Annotated in this window: 2 protein-coding genes; one reads left to right on the top strand and one right to left on the bottom strand. The window is 58.2% G+C overall.

Translation table 11 applies throughout. The annotated features are described in order from the left end of the window. The first annotated feature begins 425 nt into the window (after window positions 1–425). On the top strand, window positions 426–1,382 hold the full coding sequence (locus tag NKH35_RS31560) for a DUF1402 family protein (RefSeq protein ID WP_023672572.1): 957 nt from the start codon (window positions 426–428) through the stop codon (window positions 1,380–1,382). 213 nt (window positions 1,383–1,595) lie between these two features. Here the strand turns inward: NKH35_RS31560 and NKH35_RS31555 are convergent. Next, a partial coding sequence (locus NKH35_RS31555) for an OmpA family protein (protein ID WP_352917556.1) occupies window positions 1,596–1,987 on the bottom strand: 392 nt, incomplete at its 5' end.

The raw sequence follows: 1,987 nt of genomic DNA, 5'->3' as shown, positions 1-1,987 counted from the left end.
ATCCGTAGCAGGACCGACGGCAGATACCCCAATGCGACTGCTTAAGCGGAAGGTCGGACAAGCTCGTACTACTGAACTTGGTGCGCTAAGCCTGGACGGACGGGACCGATCATAACGTTTAGGGTGAAAAGCAACCTTCCAAGGGCGGTACGCTCGATCAACGCGAGACTCGTGTTCGAAGATTCGCAAGGCAACAGGTTGGCCGAGATGCCGGTCCCGCGAACGATTTGCTGGCGTCAGCACCAGCATAGTGACCGATACGTCACACCCAGGGCGCGATCATGCCCGGCGATCGCGGTCATGCGTTGACAACCGGCGTGCCACGCTGATCGAGCTTAATTGGTTCATACGGGAACGGGCGGCGAGCGTGGGTGTATCCCCTGCTCATCGGGGGGCGACACATGAAAAATGCTAGGCACGCGCTAATGGCGCTGACCGCCCTTGTCCTGGTGTTTGCCAACGGATTGGGCCTCGAAGCCCTCGCGAAGGGCCTCACCGTCGTTCCTCCCGGAAACCGGTTCGAGCAGCAGCCGCCGATTCCCGCAGCGTCAGCGAATAGGACGCGCGCCTTCAAGACAACTTACGACGCCAAGTATCACAAGATTCTGGCGTTGCTGAGTAACGATAAAAAGCTCGTGCAACAGATCAAGGATACAGCCGCTGCCTATGGTATCGATCCGATCCACGTTGTCGGCGCGCTTGTCGGCGAACATACCTACAACGTCAGCAGCGTTGATGCGGCGCAAACCTACTACGTCAAGGCCCTGGCATACGCCAACGCGGATTTCGAATTCCGCTACAAAGGCATTTCGCTGCAGTCGTTTGTCAATCGCCCGGAATTTTCCGGCTGCACCCCTGCCAAAGGGAGTTCGGCACTGTGGAGCTGCCGAACCGACGTCTGGAACACACAGTTCCTCGGAAAAACTGTCGGCAATGTCGCCTATGAGAACGTGACCTTTCAAAGGGCGTTCTTTCAACCGTTCTTCGCCGGCCAGACGTTCGGGCTTGGCCAGATCAGCCCTCTGGCGGCGCTGGAAGTGACCGACCTGGTCAATCGGGTGAGCGGCTTTGAAAAGCTCTCCCCCGATCGGCCGCAGGCAATCTACCGCGACATCATGGATCCGAAGCGCAGCGTGATCTACACGACCGCCATCCTGCGGGAGGCGATCGACGCGTATGCCGAGGAGGGGTTCGATATTTCCGGGAATCCGGGCATTACAGCAACGCTCTACAATGTCGGCCAGCCGCAACGTCGCGCAGCCGAACTTCGCGAAGCTGCGGCAAAGGGATCCGGACGAAAGCTGCCGGTGGAGAATTACTACGGCTGGTTCGTAAACACCAAACTCGATGAATTGCGAGCCCTTCTTGACGGTCAAGGGTGAGCAATCAACGCTGGCCGCCGCGCGGTTAAGCGCGTTGGCAGACCATCACCCGCAGGTCAGGCGCCGCGCAGACGGAGCAGAGCCCGACATTGGTGGCGAAATTCGGAAGGCGGCATTTTCTAGAGTTGGCCTAAGTGCCATTCGAGCACCATTGAACTCAGAACGTCCCGCGAGAATGTCAACGCGACGAAACCCCCCGGCAGTCCAATATGACTATGGCAAGTTTATCCGCATCTCGACCCGCCGGTTGACCGGGTCGTAGGGATCGGCGACTCTCGGATGGCTTTTGCCCTCGCCAATTGCCCTGATGCGTGACGGTTCGATTCCGTTCGATAGGAGGAATGCCGTCACTGATTGCGCCCGTCGTTCCGAAAGTCCTTGATTGTAGATAGCCGAGCCCGAGGCGTCGGTGTGGCCTTCGACGATGAAGTTATGCGCCCTTAGACGGTTGTCTTTCAGCGCCTTGGCAAATTCGCCGAGTTTTGTTCGCGCCTCCGGCTGCAACTCAGCAGAATCGAGGCTGAAATTGATCAACATGTCGAGGCCGGTTGGCACTGACGCGTCCGCTTTGCTCTTGCATTCGTCTTCAGTGCCGATGCATATTC

Source organism: Mesorhizobium sp. M1143 (assembly GCF_040318435.1).
Classification (GTDB): Bacteria; Pseudomonadota; Alphaproteobacteria; order Rhizobiales; family Rhizobiaceae; genus Mesorhizobium.
The sequence above is the reverse complement of the archived record's forward strand: the minus strand, read 5'-3'. Positions and strand labels throughout refer to the sequence as shown.

Excerpts from the sequence above, each read along its gene's own strand:
- NKH35_RS31560 (WP_023672572.1), top strand. The coding sequence starts at position 426 with ATGGCGCTGACCGCCCTTGTCCTGGTGTTTGCCAACGGATTGGGCCTC.